Raw genomic sequence first — 15,824 nt, 5'->3', positions numbered from 1 at the left:
CCGGGAAACGCGGTGGGAAGGCGACGGCGTTGACGGGCCCAGCTGCGCCAAACACACTGGACATCGATACCCCCAGAGGGAGGGATGCGCGATGACGCTTACCGAAAACATCGCCGAGGACGCCGGCCACCGCGCGCCGGTACATACTCGCGCACTCATCATCGGAACCGGATTCTCGGGCCTGGGCATGGCCATCGCGCTGCAGAAGCAGGGCGTGGAGTTCCTGATCCTGGAGAAGGCCGACGGCATCGGGGGAACCTGGCGCGACAACACCTACCCCGGCTGCGCCTGCGACGTCCCGTCGCACCTGTACTCCTTCTCCTTCGAACCGAAGGCGACCTGGAGCAAACTGTTCTCGCCGCAGCCGGAGATCCTCGATTACCTGCGGGGCGTCGCTGACAAGCACGGACTGCTCCGCCACATCCGGTTCGGTTCGCACGTCGACCGGGCGCACTGGGACGACGACGAATTCCGCTGGCATGTGTTCACCACCACCGGCCAGGAGTTCGTCGCCCAGTTCTTGATCTCCGGGGCCGGAGCCCTGCATATCCCGCGATTGCCCGACATCGACGGTATGGACGAATTCACCGGCGCGGCTTTCCATTCCGCGCAGTGGGACTACGGCGTCGACCTGGCCGGCAAGCGAGTCGCGGTGATCGGCACCGGTGCCAGCGCCATCCAGATCGTGCCCGAACTGGTTCGCGATGGCGCCAAGGTGGCCCAGGTGCAGCTGTACCAGCGCACCCCGCCGTGGGTGGTGCCACGGCCCAACAGCCCGTTTCCCAAGGCGCTGCTGACCGCGTTCTCGACCATCCCGGGGCTGCGGCGTGCGGTGCGCGCCGGGATCTATTGCTGGCTGGAGGGGCTGGGCTACGCCATGACCAGGCGACCGGGCCTGTTGCGTGCGGTCGAGCTGGTCGGCCGCTGGAACATCCGCCGCAATGTCGGTGACAAGGAACTGCGCCGCAAGCTCACCCCGAACTATCGGGCAGGCTGCAAACGAATCCTCTATGCGCCCAACTATTACCAGGCGGTCGCCAACCCGAAGGCGAAGCTGATCACCGAGCGCATCGAGAAGATCACCGCCGGCGGTATCGTCACCGCCGATGGCGTCGAGCACCCCTGTGACGTCATCGTCTACGCCACCGGCTTCCACGTCACCGACTCCTACACCTACGTCGACATCAAGGGGCCGGGCGGCGAGGACCTGGTGGACCGCTGGAACACCGAAGGGGTGGTAGCGCATCGCGGCATCGCGGTCGCCGACATGCCCAACCTGTTCTTCCTGTTGGGTCCCAACACCGGCCTGGGGCACACCTCGGTGGTGATCATGATCGAGTCGCAGATCCACTACGTCGCCGAAGCGATCGCGGCGGTCGACGCCGTCGGGGCGCAGGCGCTGGCGCCGACCCGTACCGCCCAGGACCATTTCAACGACGAGCTGCAGCGGCAGCTGGGCGGGTCGGTATGGAACACCGGCGGCTGCCGCAGCTGGTACCTCGACGAGCACGGCGTCAACCGGACGCTGTGGAGCGGCATGACATGGCAGTATCGCCGGGCCACCCGCAAGCTGCGCCCGGATGAGTACCGCTTCTGCGGGGCCGGCTGACGCGACACGCAGACACAACTTCTTGTGTTGCCACGGGTTGTCGGCCCCCAGGGGTAGTGTCGGAGGCCTAGCTTTCCGAGTGTGAAATGGGGTTCTGGTGAGCGAGAAACTGAAGCTGATCGACCGGGTGTCAGCGATCAACTGGAACCGGGTGCAAGACGACAAGGACCTCGAGGTCTGGGATCGCTTGACCGGAAACTTCTGGCTACCCGAAAAGGTGCCGGTCTCCAACGACCTGCCCTCCTGGGGGACGCTCACCGACGAGGAGAAGCAGCTCACTATGCGGGTCTTCACCGGCCTGACGCTGCTGGACACCATCCAGGGCACCGTCGGCGCCGTCAGCCTGATCCCCGACGCGCTGACCCCGCACGAGGAAGCGGTCTACACCAACATCGCGTTCATGGAATCGGTGCACGCCAAGAGCTACAGCCAGATCTTCTCCACGCTGTGCTCGACCAATGAGATCGACGAGGCGTTCCGCTGGTCGGAGGAGAACGGCAACCTGCAGCGCAAGGCCGCCATCGTCATGCAGTACTACCGCGGCGACGAGCCGCTGAAACGCAAGGTGGCCTCCACGCTGCTGGAGAGCTTCCTGTTCTACTCCGGCTTCTACCTGCCGATGTACTGGTCGAGTCGGGGCAAGCTGACCAACACCGCCGACGTGATCCGGCTGATCATCCGCGACGAGGCGGTGCACGGCTACTACATCGGCTACAAGTTCCAGCGCGGGTTGGCCATGCAGGACGAGGCCAAGCGCGCCGAGCTCAAGGACTACACCTACGAGCTGCTCTTCGAGCTCTACGACAACGAGGTCGAGTACACCCAGGATCTCTACGACGGGGTGGGCCTGACCGAGGACGTCAAGAAGTTCTTGCGCTACAACGCCAACAAGGCGCTGATGAACCTCGGCTACGAGGCGCTGTTCCCGCGCGACGAGACCGACGTCAACCCGGCGATCCTGTCGGCGCTGAGCCCCAACGGCGACGAGAACCACGACTTCTTCTCCGGATCGGGTTCGTCGTACGTGATCGGCAAGGCCGTGATCACCGAGGACGAGGACTGGGAGTTCTAAAGGCCCGTGGCGTGGCGGCCGGGGAGCATCAGGTCCGGCCACCGGGGACATCGCTCAGCATGCCGCGACTCCGTTCGCGGATTTCCACCGCGGTCTCGAGCATCTGCTGGGTGCTGGTGAACCAGTCCTGCAGGTTGAGGTCGACGATCAGCTCATCGGCGCCGCACTCTTCGGCGGTTCGCACGTCCTGCATGACCTGATCGAGGGTGCCGACGAACGCCGACCGCCCCAACCCGGCCGGCCGGTCGGTAAAGGTGACGTTGCCGACCACGACCATCTCCATCCGGCTGGTGTCCCGGCCTGCCGCAGAAGCCATTTCGCGGACACGGTGCCAGCCTGCACGCAGTTCGGCGGCGCCCGCCGGCCCGGGTGTAGTCAGCACCGGCAGCCATCCGTCGGCGCGTTCGGCGATGCGCTGCAGGGCTTTGGAACTGGTTCGGCGACCGAGATTGCTGCCGCCGCCGCCCAGCAGCACGGGGATTCTCGACACGGGCTTGGGGAGCACGGCGGCACGGTCGACGGCAACGCGCGGACCCCGGACGGTCACCGGGTCGGGCCCCCACACCGCAGCGAAGACGTCCAGCGTCTCGTCAAGGAATCGACCGCGATCCGCTCGGCCGGCACCGGTGGCCCGCAGTTCGTCGGTGGACCAGCCCGAACCCACACCCGCGACCACCCGCCCCCCGCTGATCTGATCGACGGTCGCCAATGCCTTCGCCAGCTGGACCGGGGTGTGCAACGCCGCGATCAGCACAGCGGTGCCTAGACGCACCCGCTCGGTGGCCAAGGCAGCTGCGGTGAGCACTGCCAGGGGATCGGCCGCCTGCCGCGAGGCCTCCGGCCATTCCGCGACTGTCGGGCTGTACGGCTCGGCGGGCAACTCCGGAAACAGCAGTCGTTCGTAGGTCCACAGACTGGCATACCCGGCCGCCTCGGCAACCCGGGCGGCCTCGACCACGTCCCGTCGCAGGTCGACTCCCAACCTCTGCGGCAGCCGCAGCCCGAGCCTCAACGCAGTCCTCCCTGCGAGGGCCGGTCGTGGAATTGCGCCCCGGCACGCAGCATTCTCAGCCCACCGTGGCCAGGTCGGACGCCAAGTAGTCGTGCGGCCACAACGGCTGCGGGACATCGACGCCGAACGGCGCACCCCAGCGGTTTCTGGATGAAACCTCCTGCACGGGACGACGATTGGCAGCGACACCCCACTTGCCCCGTGGGTAGCCCAGTGCGAGCATGGCCGCCATCGTCCAGCCTTCTGCAACGGGCACGCCCAGCAATTCGTTGACGCGGTCGGTGAAGTTGCGGAGCACCATCGTCATCACCCCGCCGACACCCTCGGCGCGGGCGGCGAGCAACGCGCTCCAGATCGCCGGGTAGATGTTGGCCCCGCCGAGATCGTCGATGGCGAAGACGAACAGCAACAGCGGAACTTCCTCGAAATGGTCGGCCAGGTAATCCCCGGAGCCCCTCATCCGGCGCATGGTCTCGGCATGTTGGAGCGGATCCGCGCCGGGCGCCGGAGCGACCATCGGCCCCGTCCCGGCCGCGAACTTGTCGTATTCGACAGCACGGGCCTGTCGAAACAACTGGGCCAGCTCGCGTTTGAGTTCCGGGTCATCGACGGCGAGGAAGTGCCAGCGTTGGGTGTTTCCCCCGTTGGGTGCGCGTACGGCCGCGTCCAGGATGCGGGCCTGGGTGTCCAGTGGGATCGGATCGGGCCGCAGCCGCCGCATCATCCTGGTGGTGTACAGCGCTTCGTGGATCTCCATGTCGCCTGCTCCTTTCCGCTAGTCGGGCCATGGGCTGTTGAGAATGGCCTCGACCAGGTTGCCGCGCCGGAACGCGGGGTCGAAATGGGCCAGTATGTCGTCGTTCATGGTGCCGAACGTGGTCTCCGGGCGGTGCTTCATGCCGTTGTGGAACGCCGCCAGAATGCGGTTCTTGAAGTCCGGGCGCGGATGGGCGGCGACCACCGCGTCGATGTGCGCCGCGTCCAGATCCGCCCGGCCCACACCGACCACATCGGTCTTGACACCCGCTGCAAGCAGGTGTGTTTCGGTATCGAGGCGGGCGGTGATCTCCGGCGTCGTGTGTAGCGCGATGCCGAGCCACACCCGGTCGGCGTCGGACTGCGTTACACCGCGCTGCACCAGGAACTCGCGTGCGGCGTCGGCGCCGTCGATCTCGAAACGCTGGGTCGAATTCCGGTAGCGCGCGGTGAGGCCGAAGTCGTGAAACATCGCCGCCACATAGAGCAGTTCCAGATCTGGTTGTCGCCCCAGCCGGCGACCGTGCAGCGCGCCGAACAGATACACCCGTCGGGAGTGGTGGAAGAGCACATCGGCCTCGGCACTGCGAATGAACTCGGTCGCCTCGCGGGCGAGCGCGGTGTCGGGTACGACGACGTCAGCTATGGTCTCGATCCGTTGAGTGGTCACGGGCGTTCTCCTTGCTGGCCGGACAGGAACCAGCTTGCCGCCGGCGTGCGTTGTCCACGCGGTGGAATCGGGCCGTCAAAACCTCAGATTGCGACACAATGAGGCGTGGCTGACGCCGGCGCGCCATCGCGCGTAGTGGTGATCGTCGTCTTCGACGACGTGACGATGCTGGACGTCGCCGGTGCCGGTGAGGTCTTCGCAGAAGCCAACCGTTTCGGTGCCGACTACCGGATCAAGATCGCGTCGGTGGATGGGCGCGACGTCACCTCCTCGATCGGGACGCGCTTAGGGGTCACAGACGCCCTCTCGTCGATCGAGTCCGCCGATACCGTCATGGTCGCCGGCGCCGACAACCTGCCGCGCCGTGCGATCGATCCCGAGCTGGTGCAGGCGGTCAAGTCCGTCGCGGGCCGCACCCGCCGGCTGGCCTCCATCTGCACCGGGTCTTTCGTTCTCGCGCAAGCCGGTCTGCTGAACGGCCGCCGCGCCACCACCCACTGGCATGACGTCCGGTTGTTCGCTCGTGCCTTCCCCGAGGTCACCGTCGAGCCGGACGCGATCTTCGTCCGTGATGGCGAGGTGTTCACCTCGGCGGGGGTGTCCTCGGGTATCGACCTGGCGCTGGCGCTGGTTGAGATCGACCATGGCGCCGACCTGGTCCGGGCCGTGGCCCGGTGGCTGGTGGTCTATCTCAAGCGCGCGGGTGGTCAGTCGCAATTCTCAACGCTGGTGGAGGCCGATCCGGCCCCGCAATCCGCGCTACGGGCGGTTACCGACGCGATCGCCGCCGACCCCGGCGCGGACCATCGGGTCAGCTCGCTTGCCAAGCGGGCCAGTCTCAGTACGCGGCAGCTGACCCGGTTGTTTCGATCCGAGCTGGGAATGACGCCGGCCGACTACGTCGAAAAGGTCCGAGTCGACGCCGCCCGGGCCGCCCTGGACGCCGGTCACAGCGTCACCGACACCGCGCGGCTGGCGGGCTTCGGCAGCACCGAAACCCTGCGACGGGTGTTCGTCGATCACCTCGGCGTCTCGCCGAAGGCCTATCGAGACCGATTCCGCACCGCTCTGCGCGGCTGAACGCCGGCCGGTGTGCCGGCTTTTTGAGCGAATGACGGGCCGGACCGGACTCGGCGGTGTTTGCATATTCCGGTGAGCAGCGGTGACCGATCCGACGCCAGTGCTCGCCCGGGCGTGCAGCTGGTGCTGGCCACCTGGGTCTCGGTGATCTGCTTTTGGGCGTGGAATCTGGTCGGTCCGTTGTCGACGCAGTACGCCACCCAGATGTCGCTCAGCGCCAACCAGCAGGCACTGATGGTTGCCACCCCGATCTTGGTCGGGGCACTGGGCCGGATCGTCACCGGGCTGATGACCGACCGCTTCGGGGGCCGCACCATGTTCATCGGGGTTTCGCTGGCCTCGATCATCCCGGTGCTCGTGGTCGGCTATGCGGCGCAGATCGGTTCTTACCCGATGATGGTGGTGGCCGGATTTTTCCTCGGCGTCGCCGGGACGGTGTTCGCCATCGGAATTCCCTTCGCCAACAACTGGTTTGCTCCTGAACGTCGCGGCTTCGCCACCGGGCTGTTCGGCATGGGTATGGCCGGGACCGCGGCATCGGCATTCTTTACCCCGCGGTTCGTCAAGTCGTTCGGCCTGTTCACCACCCACGCGATCGTGGCGGTGGCGCTGGCGGCGACTGCGCTGCTGTGCGCCGCGGTGCTGCGCAACGGCCCGCGATTCGTGCCGAACACGGCGAGCGCGCTGCCGAAGCTGAAGGCCGCCGCGAAATTGCGGGTCACCTGGCAGATGTCGGTCCTCTACGCGTTGGTGTTCGGTGGGTTCGTCGCGTTTTGCAACTACTTGCCTATCTATACCAAGACGATCTACGACTTCTCGCAGGTCGGCGCCGGTGAACGCACCGCGGCCTTCGCCTTGGCGGCGGTGCTGGCACGGCTGCTCGGCGGGATACTGGCCGACCACATCCTGCCCAAGTACGTTGTGCTGGCCGCACTGGCCGGTGTTGCCGCGCAGACGCTCATCGCGGTCCTTCGCCCGCCGGCTGACCTGTGGACGGGCCTGACCTTCATTCCGCTGGCCGTCGCGCTCGGTATCGGCACCGGCGGGGTGTTCGCCTGGGTGTCGCGTCGCGCCCCAGCCGGTTCAATCGGTTCGGTCACCGGGATCGTGGCCGCGATCGGCGGCTTGGGTGGCTACTTCCCGCCGCTGGTGATGGGTGCGACATATGACCCGGTGCACAACAATTACACCGTCGCACTGGTGTTGTTGGTGGCTACCGCGGTACTGCTGTTCGGCTACACCGCGATATTGCTTCCCGCCCGCGAACCTTCACCATCACCTTCGAGTACAGGGAGTCCGAGATGACGACACCGAAGACCGACCGCGGCAAGCCTTCCCGAGTGTGGTTCGCCGGAGCGGCGATCACTGCGCTGCTGGGTGTGTTCTTCGCGTTCGACAGCATCCCGAAGATCGTCGGCATGTCCTTCGCCCGCGAAGGCACCGAAGCGCTCGGCTTCTCGCCGGACAAGACCGCGGTGATCGGCTGGGTCCTGCTGGTGTGCCTGATCGTCTTCCTGATTCCGCGCACCGCCGTGCTGGGCGCGCTGGGCCTGACCGCCTACCTGGGCGGGGCGGTGACGGTGAACCTGCATGCCGACAAGCCGCTGGCGGGCTTTGTGCTATCCGGGGTGTATGTCGGCGTGCTGATGTGGATCGGGCTCATCCTGCGCCGGCCGGAACTGCTGCGGGTGTTGGGAATTCGGCGCAACTGAGTGAGTCAGCAGGCGCCCAGCTCAGACCTGCCGCAGTGACGCGGTGTCGATGACGAAGCGGTAGCGCACATCGGAGGCCAACACCCGCTCGTAGGCGGTGTTGACGTAGTCCGGTTCGATCACCTCGATCTCGGGACGCACACCGTGTTCGGCGCAGAAGTCCAGCATCTCCTGGGTCTCGGCGATCCCGCCGATCAGCGACCCGGACACACTGCGCCGCATCCTGACCAGCGGACCCGGCGGCACCGCCAGGGGCTTCTCCGGCATGCCCAACTCGACCAGAGTGCCGTCGAGGGTGAGCAGGCCCAGGTAGGCGCCCAGGTCCAGGCTCGCCGAGACGGTGTTGAGGATGACGTCGAAATTGCCGCGCAGTTTCTTGAACGTCTCCGGGTCGCTGGTGGCGTAATAGTGTTCGGCGCCCAACCGCAGCCCGTCCTCCATCTTCTTCAAGGACTGGGACAACACGGTCACCTCGGCGCCCATCGCCGTCCCCAGCTTCACGGCCATATGGCCCAGACCGCCCAGGCCGACGACCGCAATCCGGTTGCCCGGACCGACCTTCCAGTGACGCAGCGGTGAGTAGGTGGTGACTCCGGCGCACAACAGCGGGGCGGCGGCCTCCAGCGGGATCTCATCGGGGATGCGCAGCACGTAGTTCTCGTCGACAACGATCGCGCCGCTGTAGCCGCCCTGGGTGGGCTGGCGGTCGCGGCCGACACCGGCATACGTGCCCACCATGCCGCCGCCGGTGCAGTACTGCTCGTGGCCGGCTTGACAGCTGGGGCATTCGCGGCAGGAGTCGACGAAGCAGCCGACGCCGACCCGGTCACCGACCTTGAACTTGGTCACCTGCGCGCCGACCGTGGTGACCACGCCGGCGATCTCATGACCGGGCACCAGGGGGTAGTGCGGGCGGCCCCACTCGGCTTTGACGGTGTGGATGTCGGAGTGGCAGATGCCGGCGAACGCGATGTCGAGCGCGACGTCGTGCGGGCCGGGCTCGCGGCGGGTGATGGTGGTCTTGGTCAGCGGGTCGGTCGGCGACGTGGCGGCGTAAGCGGAAACGATGCTCATCGGGGATATCTCTCTTCACAACTCGACGTTTTTATATAGTCTAGCGAAGTAAATCGTGTGGTGGCCGTCCGTTCCGCAGCCCAGGTGCCATAGCGACGCGGGTTTGCCCAGCGTGACGGCGGCGCCGGGGCCGTTACGTAATTCTTGACACATTCAGGTGCGGCGGGTGGTCAGCGCAATGCGAGCGGCCGCGCGAAGGAGCCATGGTGTCTGCCGTGCCATCACGGCGACGGCACGGTCCGAGCGGCGCATCGAGGCCTGCGGGCCGGGGGTCGGCGTCGACGCCAGCTCGGCCTCGGCCGATCCGGCCGGCGGACCGTTGCGATTGACCGCCAAAAGTTGCCAATGGCCGGGAACGCCGCGGAGCTCGACGCTACCGCGGTCCTCGAAGCCGGTGCCCGAACCGACGACCAGGTCGCGCACCGTGCGCGACACCAGGATTTCGCCGGGGCCGGCCTGGCCGACGATCCGTGCCGCGATGTGCACGGCCATCCCGGCGATGTCGTGGTCGATCAGTTCGCACTCACCGGTGTGGATGCCGATCCGGATCTCGATGCCCAGTGCGTCGGCGTCGGACTGCAATGCCTCGGCGCAGCGGATTGCCTGCGTCGGGCCGTCGAACGTGGCGAGGTGACCGTCGCCGGTGCTTTTCACCACCGCGCCGCTGAATCGCTCGGTGAGTTCGGCGGTGACGTCACCGAAGCGCTGCAGCACCGCTCGCCACCGTTCGTCGCCGGTCGCCGCGGCGTGTTGCGTCGAAGCGACGATGTCGGTGAACAAAACGGTGCGCAGGGCGCGATGTGACTGCGCCGGCGCCGCGTGGCTACCGGTGAGGAACTCTTCGACCTCCGCCAGGATCTTGTCCGGCTCGGACAGAAACGGTGCATGGTCCCTGCCCTCGACTTCCAGGTATCGCGCTCCGGGGATGTGCGCGGCGAGATACCGGCCGCCCTGCACCGGCACCGCGTTGTCCTCGCGGGCATGGATGACCAGGGTCGGCGGGGTGAGCGTCGGCAGGATCGGCCGCACGTCGATCAGAAACGCCGCCTCAAAGGAGGCCCGCGCCATTCCCGGGCTCGCACACATGCGCTCGCACATCGCGAGCTGGCGTAGCGAGCGGACCGATGGCGAACTGATGCTTGCTGTCTCGCCGTTGCCCCAGCCGGACCGCACCGTGCGGCCGGCTTGCTGGAAGCGGGCGAGCTGCTCGATCGACGGTGTGTAATCCTCGCCCAGCTCGCCAAGGAAGCGCGCCCGCAGCTCGGCGGGGTCGCGATCCAAGTCGTCCCAGTCCTCGAAGCCCCAATACGCCACGGTGCCGGACAGGATCAGCGCCCTAGTTCGCGTCGGCCGTGTTGCCGCGAACATGATGGCTACCGGTCCACCGTCGCTCAGTCCGCACACCACGGCCTGTCCGAAGCCGACCGTGTCCATGACCGCTTCGATCTCGGCCGCTCGCTCCTCCAGCGTGCGAACTTTCGGCACCGGGTCCGACAACCCGACCCCGGCCTTGTCGAACCAGGCAATGCGACAGAAGGTTCCGAGCTGGTCAACGAACGCCTTGAATTGCGGGAGGGTCCAGGCCAGCTCGACGTGGGTCACGAACGGCCCGACGATGACCAGCTCGATCGGCCCATCGCCGAAGAGCTGATAGGCAAGGCTGAGATCGCCACACTTGGCGTATGACGTTTCCGGCACGGAATGAGCCTACTGCCGCCGGGGTTTGCCGTCGCCGAAAACGGAGTGGCCCGACGCCAGCCGGTCACACCGGCCACCGCCGGGCCACTGACGGGAAACGTCGGCCGAGGGAAACCCTTGCGATGCAGCACGTTTCCGTTGCCTCGACCCCGAAAAGACCGGCGCGTCAGCGGATCCGTGCGACTTATCGCTGTGCAGTTCACCGGAAAGGCTGAGAGTTCGCTGCAATGTTGACGATGGCGCAAGTTCCCATTGCCCGCTGGCAACGTGCAAAGCGATGTCGGTGCCGCGCGCTACGGTGCGCTAATGGTTACTCGCCCCAAGGTTGATCGCCTCGTCCTCTACAAACACGGGGTGGCCTTCGTCAGTCGCAGCGGGCCGGTCGACGGCGACTTCGAACTGACATTCCGTCGCGACGACATGAAGGACGTACTGAAGTCGCTGACTGTCCATGCCACCGCGGGCGGTGCATCGGTGGGTGCCGTGTGCTTCGAGACCCCGGCGGATCCACGCACCGAGTTGGCCGACCGCAACCTGCTGCTGGACTCCGGCGAGGCACTGGTCGACCTGCTCGACGCGCTGCGCGGCCGCGCCGTCGAGGTGCTCGCCGGCGAACAGGCGCACCGGGGCGAGGTGATCGGCGTGGACGACCTCGCCGGTGAGCCGGCCCGGCGGCTGCTGGTGCTGCGGGCCGATGCCGGTGCGGTCAGCCTGGTCGACCTGACCGACGCCCGCCGCATCGAACTGCTGGAGACATCGTCGAAAGACGACCTGGAATACCTCATCGACCGGTCCCGCACCGCCACCGCGGGCCCCAACTGCGATGTCACGGTGCAAATCGGTGGCGCCGCCGAGGATGTGCGGGTGTCCTACATCGTCGCCGCGCCGATGTGGCGGGTGTCCTATCGGGCGATCCGCGACGGCGACACGGTGACGTTGATCGCGACCGGCATCATCCACAACCCGGTCGATGAGGATCTGACCGACGTCGCGGTGACTTTGACCACCGGCCAGCCGATCTCGTTCGACATCGATCTCTACCACGGCCGCCGGGTGCAGCGGGTGATCGTGGCCGAAAGTGAGCGCGCGGCGGCGCCGCGGCAGCTGCGCAGCGCCATACCGTTCGACTCAGCGATTCCGGAAGGCATGGCCTCGCCGACGGGCGCCTACGACGCGGCCGCGGCCGAGGTCGAAACCGGCGACCGCGGTGAGTATTTCGAATACCGGCTGGCCGCGCCGCTGTCGCTGAAGCGGGGCGGGGCGGCGATGGTGCCGTTGGCGGCGGCACCCGTGGATGCGGTGCGCCGAGAGTTGGTGTGGCGGGGGGACCGCGGACCCGCCCCCGACATCGTGCTGGCGTTCAGCAACACCACCGGTCTGGTGCTCGAAGAGGGCCCGGCCGTCATCTACGAGCAGGGCGGCTATGCCGGAGAAGCCATGCTGGACTTCACCGCTCGCGGCGCCGACGTGCGGCTCGCCTTCGCCAAAGATCTCGCGGTGCGCTGCCGCAGCGAAACGGCCGTCCAGACCGTCACCACCCGGATCCGGCTGACGGCCGACGCCGTTGTCGAGGAGCAGCGCTGCGAGCGGTGGCATACCTTGAGTGCCGAGAACGACCACGACGACCCGGTCGACGTCGTCTTCGAGTTGGGGGTGCACCCGGACCACACCGTGACCGCGCAGGATGGTGCCACCCAAGCCGGCCGAGATGGGTGGTGGCGCCGATTCAGCGTCACGGTTGGCGGTCACCAGATAGCCGAGGCGACGGTCCTGGAGACCTGGCCGATCTCGTCGGAGATCGACTACGAGGACCTGGAACCGGGCCGGCTGGAGGACTGGCTGGCGGGCCGCTCGCTGGCCGGCGAGACGGTCAAGGCGCTCGGACAGGTCTTGGCGCATCAGAACACCGCTCGCCGACTCGACGAGCAGTGCGACGAGGCCGAAGAGCAGCGCGAGGCGCTCTACACCGCGCAGAGCCGTATCGCCGAACAACTGCAGGTGCTCGGAACCGAGGGCGCCGAAGGGGAACTGCGGGCCCGGCAGGTGCGCGAACTGGACGCCCTGCAGGACCGGATCAGCGGCCTGGACTCCGAGATGCGCCGGCTGAGCGAGGACGCCGCCGCGGCCCGCCAACAGGCATCGGCCGAACTGCGGCGGCTGATCGGGGAGCGGCCGCCTAATTGATGGGTGCGTTCAGCCAGCGCAGGTCGTCGACCACGCCGAGCGCGGCGATCGGTCCCTGCCCGGTCTGCCACACCTCGTTGTTGACCACGAACACGCGGCTGTCGCGGTTGGCCGCCAGCCGGCGCCACGACACGCTGTCGAACACCGCGGCGGCCCGTGCCTTGGCCGCCGGCGAGGCGAACGAGACGTAGACGATGTCGCCGTCGGCCGCCGACAAGTCCGCCCGGCCGGCCAGATCGGCGTCGCTCGCCGCGATCTCGATGTAGGGCCGGTCGGTGAACCGCTGGGAGGGCGGCCGGTCCACACCGACGGCCTTGAGCACACTGGCAGCGAAGTTGGCCGCCCCGTACACCCGGACACCGGCGTCGGTGAGCGCAACGACCGAAGCCTGGAAGTGGGTGGCGTCGGCGGCCTCACCGGTTTCAGCGGCGGTCCGGCCGAACTTGTCGAGCACCACGTCGGTCGCGCCGCTGCGCGCGGTGGCGGCGCCGACGCCACGCAGGTTGTCCTCCCACGCTGCGCCCGGTGCCCCGGTGAACACGGTGGGGGCGATCGACGCCAGCTCCGAATAGCCGGGCGTCAGGCCCTGGGCGCCCAGGATCAGGTCCGGGTGCAGCGCGGCGATCGCGTCGATGTCGGGCTTGCTGCGGCTGCCCACCGCCGGCAGGCCGTGCACCACGGCGCCCAGGTAGGACGGCTGGTTCTCCGAGTCATCCGGCAGCGCGGCGCCGACGACGCGGGACTGCAGTCCCAGGGCGCACAGCGCATCGAGCTGATCACCGGAGAGCACCACGATGCGTTCCGGCTCCTCGGGGACCTCGACGCCGGGTGGTTCCACACCGGCCGCGTTGTGAACGGAGCGCATCGATGGTCCCGGATCTGCGCGGGCCGGCTCCGGCGCGCACGACTCATCGGGCCGGCGGTCGTTGCCGAGCACGCCGGCGCCGGCGACCATGGTCGTGGTGGTGGACGTCGGGGCCGTCTCGGCGCCCTTGCCGGCGCACGCCGAGGCCGCGACCAGCAGCACGGCCAGTGCTGCCGCCGCCGCCCGCCGGTCCGCCCTCATCACGCGGTGACGGTAACACCGACCGGCGCCGCCCCGTCGGTGAGACGAATACGACGTTTTGTAGGAGGCCTATACCGGCGGGGCGACGCTCGGGGTTAGGATTCGACCCAAGTCCCCGGGATGCCCATGTTTGGAGGAATCTTGACCGCAGAAGCACCCCCGCGCGCAGAACTCGAGCCCAGTCGGCCGTTCCCGCCGCGGCTGGGCCCCAAGGGCAGCCTGCTGTACAAGATGGTCACGACCACCGATCACAAGCTGATCGGAATCATGTACTGCGTCGCCTGCATGGTCTTCTTCTTCATCGGCGGCCTGCTGGCGCTGCTGATGCGCACCGAGTTGGTTGCGCCGGGCCTGCAGTTCCTGTCCAACGAGCAGTTCAACCAGCTGTTCACCATGCACGGCACGATCATGCTGCTGTTCTATGCCACCCCGATCGTGTTCGGCTTCGCCAACCTGGTGCTGCCGTTGCAGATCGGTGCGCCGGACGTGGCTTTCCCGCGGCTCAACGCGTTCTCGTTCTGGCTGTTCGTGTTCGGCGCGACGATCGCGCTGGCCGGTTTCATCACCCCGGGCGGTGCGGCTGACTTCGGCTGGACCGGCTACACCCCGTTGAGCAACGCGGTGCACTCACCGGGCGCCGGAGCCGACCTGTGGATCATGGGCCTGGCCGTCGCCGGCCTGGGCACCATCCTCGGTGGCGTCAACATGATCACCACCGTGGCCTGCATGCGCGCCCCCGGGATGACGATGTTCCGGATGCCGATCTTCACCTGGAACATCCTGGTCACCTCGATCATGGTGCTGATCGTCTTCCCGCTGCTGACCGCGGCCCTGCTCGGCCTGGCCGTCGACCGGCACCTCGGCGGGCACATCTACGACTCCGCCAACGGCGGCGAGCTGCTATGGCAACACCTGTTCTGGTTCTTCGGCCATCCCGAGGTCTACATCATCGCGCTGCCGTTCTTCGGCATCGTCAGCGAAGTGATCCCGGTGTTCGCCCGCAAGCCGATCTTCGGCTACGTCACCCTGGTGTACGCGACGATGAGCATCGCCGGGTTGTCGACGGCGGTGTGGGCGCACCACATGTACGCCACCGGTGCGGTGCTGCTGCCGTTCTTCGCGCTGCTGACCCTGATGATCGCCATCCCGACCGGGCTGAAGTTCTTCAACTGGATCGGCACCATGTGGCGGGGCCAGATGACGTTCGAGACACCGATGCTGTTCTCGCTCGGCTTCATGGTCACCTTCCTGGCCGGTGGCTTGACCGGCGTGATGCTGGCCAGCCCGCCGATCGACTTCCACGTCAGCGACAGCTACTTCCTGATCGCGCACTTCCACTACGTGCTGTTCGGCACCATCGTGTTCGCCACGTTCGCCGGCATCTACTTCTGGTTCCCGAAGATGACCGGCCGGCTGCTCGACGAGCGGCTGGGCAGGCTGCACTTCTGGCTGACCTTCATCGGCTTCCACACCACGTTCTTGATCCAGCACTGGCTGGGCAACATGGGGATGCCGCGCCGCTACGCCGACTACCTGCCCACCGACGGGTTCCAGCCGTTGAACATCGTCTCCACCGTCGGGGCGTTCATCCTGGGTGCCTCGATGCTCGCCTTCACCTGGAACGTGTTCAAGAGCTGGCGTTACGGCGAGGTCGTCACCGTCGACGACCCGTGGGGCTACGGCAACTCGCTGGAGTGGGCGACCAGCTGCCCGCCGCCGCGGCACAACTTCACCGAACTGCCCCGGATCCGTTCGGAGCGACCGGCGTTCGAACTGCACTACCCGCACATGATCGATCGGCTCCGTGCCGAGGCGCACGTCGGCCGTCACCCGGGCGACGAGCTGTACGAGCCCACACCGGTCTGATGCGCCCGCTGGGGGTGAGGCGGCG

Annotated in this window: 13 protein-coding genes; 7 read left to right on the top strand and 6 right to left on the bottom strand. The window is 67.4% G+C overall.

All coding sequences use genetic code 11. The features are described from left to right. Nucleotides 1–91 precede the first annotated feature (91 nt). Both DQP56_RS07735 and nrdF read left to right on the top strand, forming a co-directional pair. Entirely contained in the window at nt 92–1,609 is a 1,518-nt protein-coding gene (locus tag DQP56_RS07735) for a flavin-containing monooxygenase (protein ID WP_112684369.1), read from the top strand. A gap of 97 nt (nt 1,610–1,706) precedes the next feature. Further along, nucleotides 1,707–2,681: a class 1b ribonucleoside-diphosphate reductase subunit beta gene (gene nrdF, locus DQP56_RS07730; RefSeq protein WP_205868819.1), complete on the top strand. Its 975-nt coding sequence runs from the start codon at nt 1,707–1,709 to the stop codon at nt 2,679–2,681. Nucleotides 2,682–2,709: 28 nt separating this feature from the next. Here the strand turns inward: nrdF and DQP56_RS07725 are convergent, their stop codons facing one another. The 3 genes from DQP56_RS07725 to DQP56_RS07715 are packed head-to-tail and all read right to left on the bottom strand — an operon-like array spanning nt 2,710 to nt 5,119. Then, the gene (locus tag DQP56_RS07725) at nt 2,710–3,693 is read right to left on the bottom strand and encodes a TIGR03619 family F420-dependent LLM class oxidoreductase (RefSeq protein WP_112684368.1); all 984 of its coding nucleotides are present in this window, start codon (nt 3,691–3,693) and stop codon (nt 2,710–2,712) included. A 55-nt stretch (nt 3,694–3,748) separates the two neighbouring features. After that, nucleotides 3,749–4,450, bottom strand: a complete 702-nt coding sequence (locus DQP56_RS07720; protein ID WP_112684367.1) for a nitroreductase family protein — start codon at nt 4,448–4,450, stop codon at nt 3,749–3,751. Between the two features lie 18 nt (nt 4,451–4,468). Continuing rightward, nucleotides 4,469–5,119, bottom strand: coding sequence for an HD domain-containing protein (locus DQP56_RS07715; protein WP_112684366.1), 651 nt, complete (start codon nt 5,117–5,119; stop codon nt 4,469–4,471). A 105-nt stretch (nt 5,120–5,224) separates the two neighbouring features. Between DQP56_RS07715 and DQP56_RS07710 the strand changes: the two genes are divergently transcribed. The 3 genes from DQP56_RS07710 (at nt 5,225) to DQP56_RS07700 (ending at nt 7,911) form a co-directional block, all read left to right on the top strand. Continuing rightward, nucleotides 5,225–6,199 (top strand): GlxA family transcriptional regulator, encoded by a 975-nt coding sequence (locus DQP56_RS07710; RefSeq protein WP_112684365.1) that lies wholly within the window; start codon nt 5,225–5,227, stop codon nt 6,197–6,199. 72 nt (nt 6,200–6,271) lie between these two features. Next, nucleotides 6,272–7,504, top strand: coding sequence for an MFS transporter (locus DQP56_RS07705; protein ID WP_165824934.1), 1,233 nt, complete (start codon nt 6,272–6,274; stop codon nt 7,502–7,504). After that, nucleotides 7,501–7,911: a DoxX family protein gene (locus DQP56_RS07700; RefSeq protein ID WP_112684364.1), complete on the top strand. Its 411-nt coding sequence runs from the start codon at nt 7,501–7,503 to the stop codon at nt 7,909–7,911. The genes DQP56_RS07705 and DQP56_RS07700 overlap by 4 nt, the downstream gene beginning before the upstream one ends. Before the next feature lie 21 nt (nt 7,912–7,932). Here the strand turns inward: DQP56_RS07700 and DQP56_RS07695 are convergent, their stop codons facing one another. Both DQP56_RS07695 and DQP56_RS07690 read right to left on the bottom strand, forming a co-directional pair. Beyond that, nucleotides 7,933–8,985 (bottom strand): NAD(P)-dependent alcohol dehydrogenase, encoded by a 1,053-nt coding sequence (locus DQP56_RS07695; RefSeq protein WP_112684363.1) that lies wholly within the window; start codon nt 8,983–8,985, stop codon nt 7,933–7,935. A 153-nt stretch (nt 8,986–9,138) separates the two neighbouring features. Then, nucleotides 9,139–10,683 (bottom strand): adenylate/guanylate cyclase domain-containing protein, encoded by a 1,545-nt coding sequence (locus tag DQP56_RS07690; protein WP_112684362.1) that lies wholly within the window; start codon nt 10,681–10,683, stop codon nt 9,139–9,141. Nucleotides 10,684–10,989: 306 nt separating this feature from the next. Between DQP56_RS07690 and DQP56_RS07685 the strand changes: the two genes are divergently transcribed. Beyond that, entirely contained in the window at nt 10,990–12,867 is a 1,878-nt protein-coding gene (locus DQP56_RS07685; RefSeq protein ID WP_112684389.1) for a hypothetical protein, read from the top strand. Here DQP56_RS07685 and DQP56_RS07680 read toward each other — a convergent pair. Further along, nucleotides 12,860–13,933, bottom strand: coding sequence for an iron-siderophore ABC transporter substrate-binding protein (locus DQP56_RS07680; RefSeq protein ID WP_165824937.1), 1,074 nt, complete (start codon nt 13,931–13,933; stop codon nt 12,860–12,862). The genes DQP56_RS07685 and DQP56_RS07680 overlap by 8 nt on opposite strands. A 141-nt stretch (nt 13,934–14,074) precedes the next feature. Here DQP56_RS07680 and ctaD point away from each other — a divergent pair, with 141 nt between their 5' ends. Then, nucleotides 14,075–15,799 (top strand): aa3-type cytochrome oxidase subunit I, encoded by a 1,725-nt coding sequence (gene ctaD / locus DQP56_RS07675; RefSeq protein WP_112684388.1) that lies wholly within the window; start codon nt 14,075–14,077, stop codon nt 15,797–15,799. Nucleotides 15,800–15,824: the final 25 nt, after the last annotated feature.

Source organism: Mycolicibacter senuensis, from assembly GCF_003284925.1.
Classification (GTDB): Bacteria; Actinomycetota; Actinomycetes; order Mycobacteriales; family Mycobacteriaceae; genus Mycobacterium; species Mycobacterium algericum_A.
Note: the sequence above shows the minus strand (reverse complement) of the source record. Positions and strands in the feature narration are given on the sequence as shown.

Coding starts and splice junctions, on each gene's coding strand:
- DQP56_RS07700 (WP_112684364.1), top strand. CDS start 7,501: ATGACGACACCGAAGACCGACCGCGGCAAGCCTTCCCGAGTGTGGTTC.
- DQP56_RS07685 (WP_112684389.1), top strand. CDS start 10,990: ATGGTTACTCGCCCCAAGGTTGATCGCCTCGTCCTCTACAAACACGGG.
- DQP56_RS07735 (WP_112684369.1), top strand. CDS start 92: ATGACGCTTACCGAAAACATCGCCGAGGACGCCGGCCACCGCGCGCCG.
- DQP56_RS07680 (WP_165824937.1), bottom strand. CDS start 13,933: ATGAGGGCGGACCGGCGGGCGGCGGCGGCAGCACTGGCCGTGCTGCTG.
- DQP56_RS07720 (WP_112684367.1), bottom strand. CDS start 4,450: ATGGAGATCCACGAAGCGCTGTACACCACCAGGATGATGCGGCGGCTG.
- DQP56_RS07695 (WP_112684363.1), bottom strand. CDS start 8,985: ATGAGCATCGTTTCCGCTTACGCCGCCACGTCGCCGACCGACCCGCTG.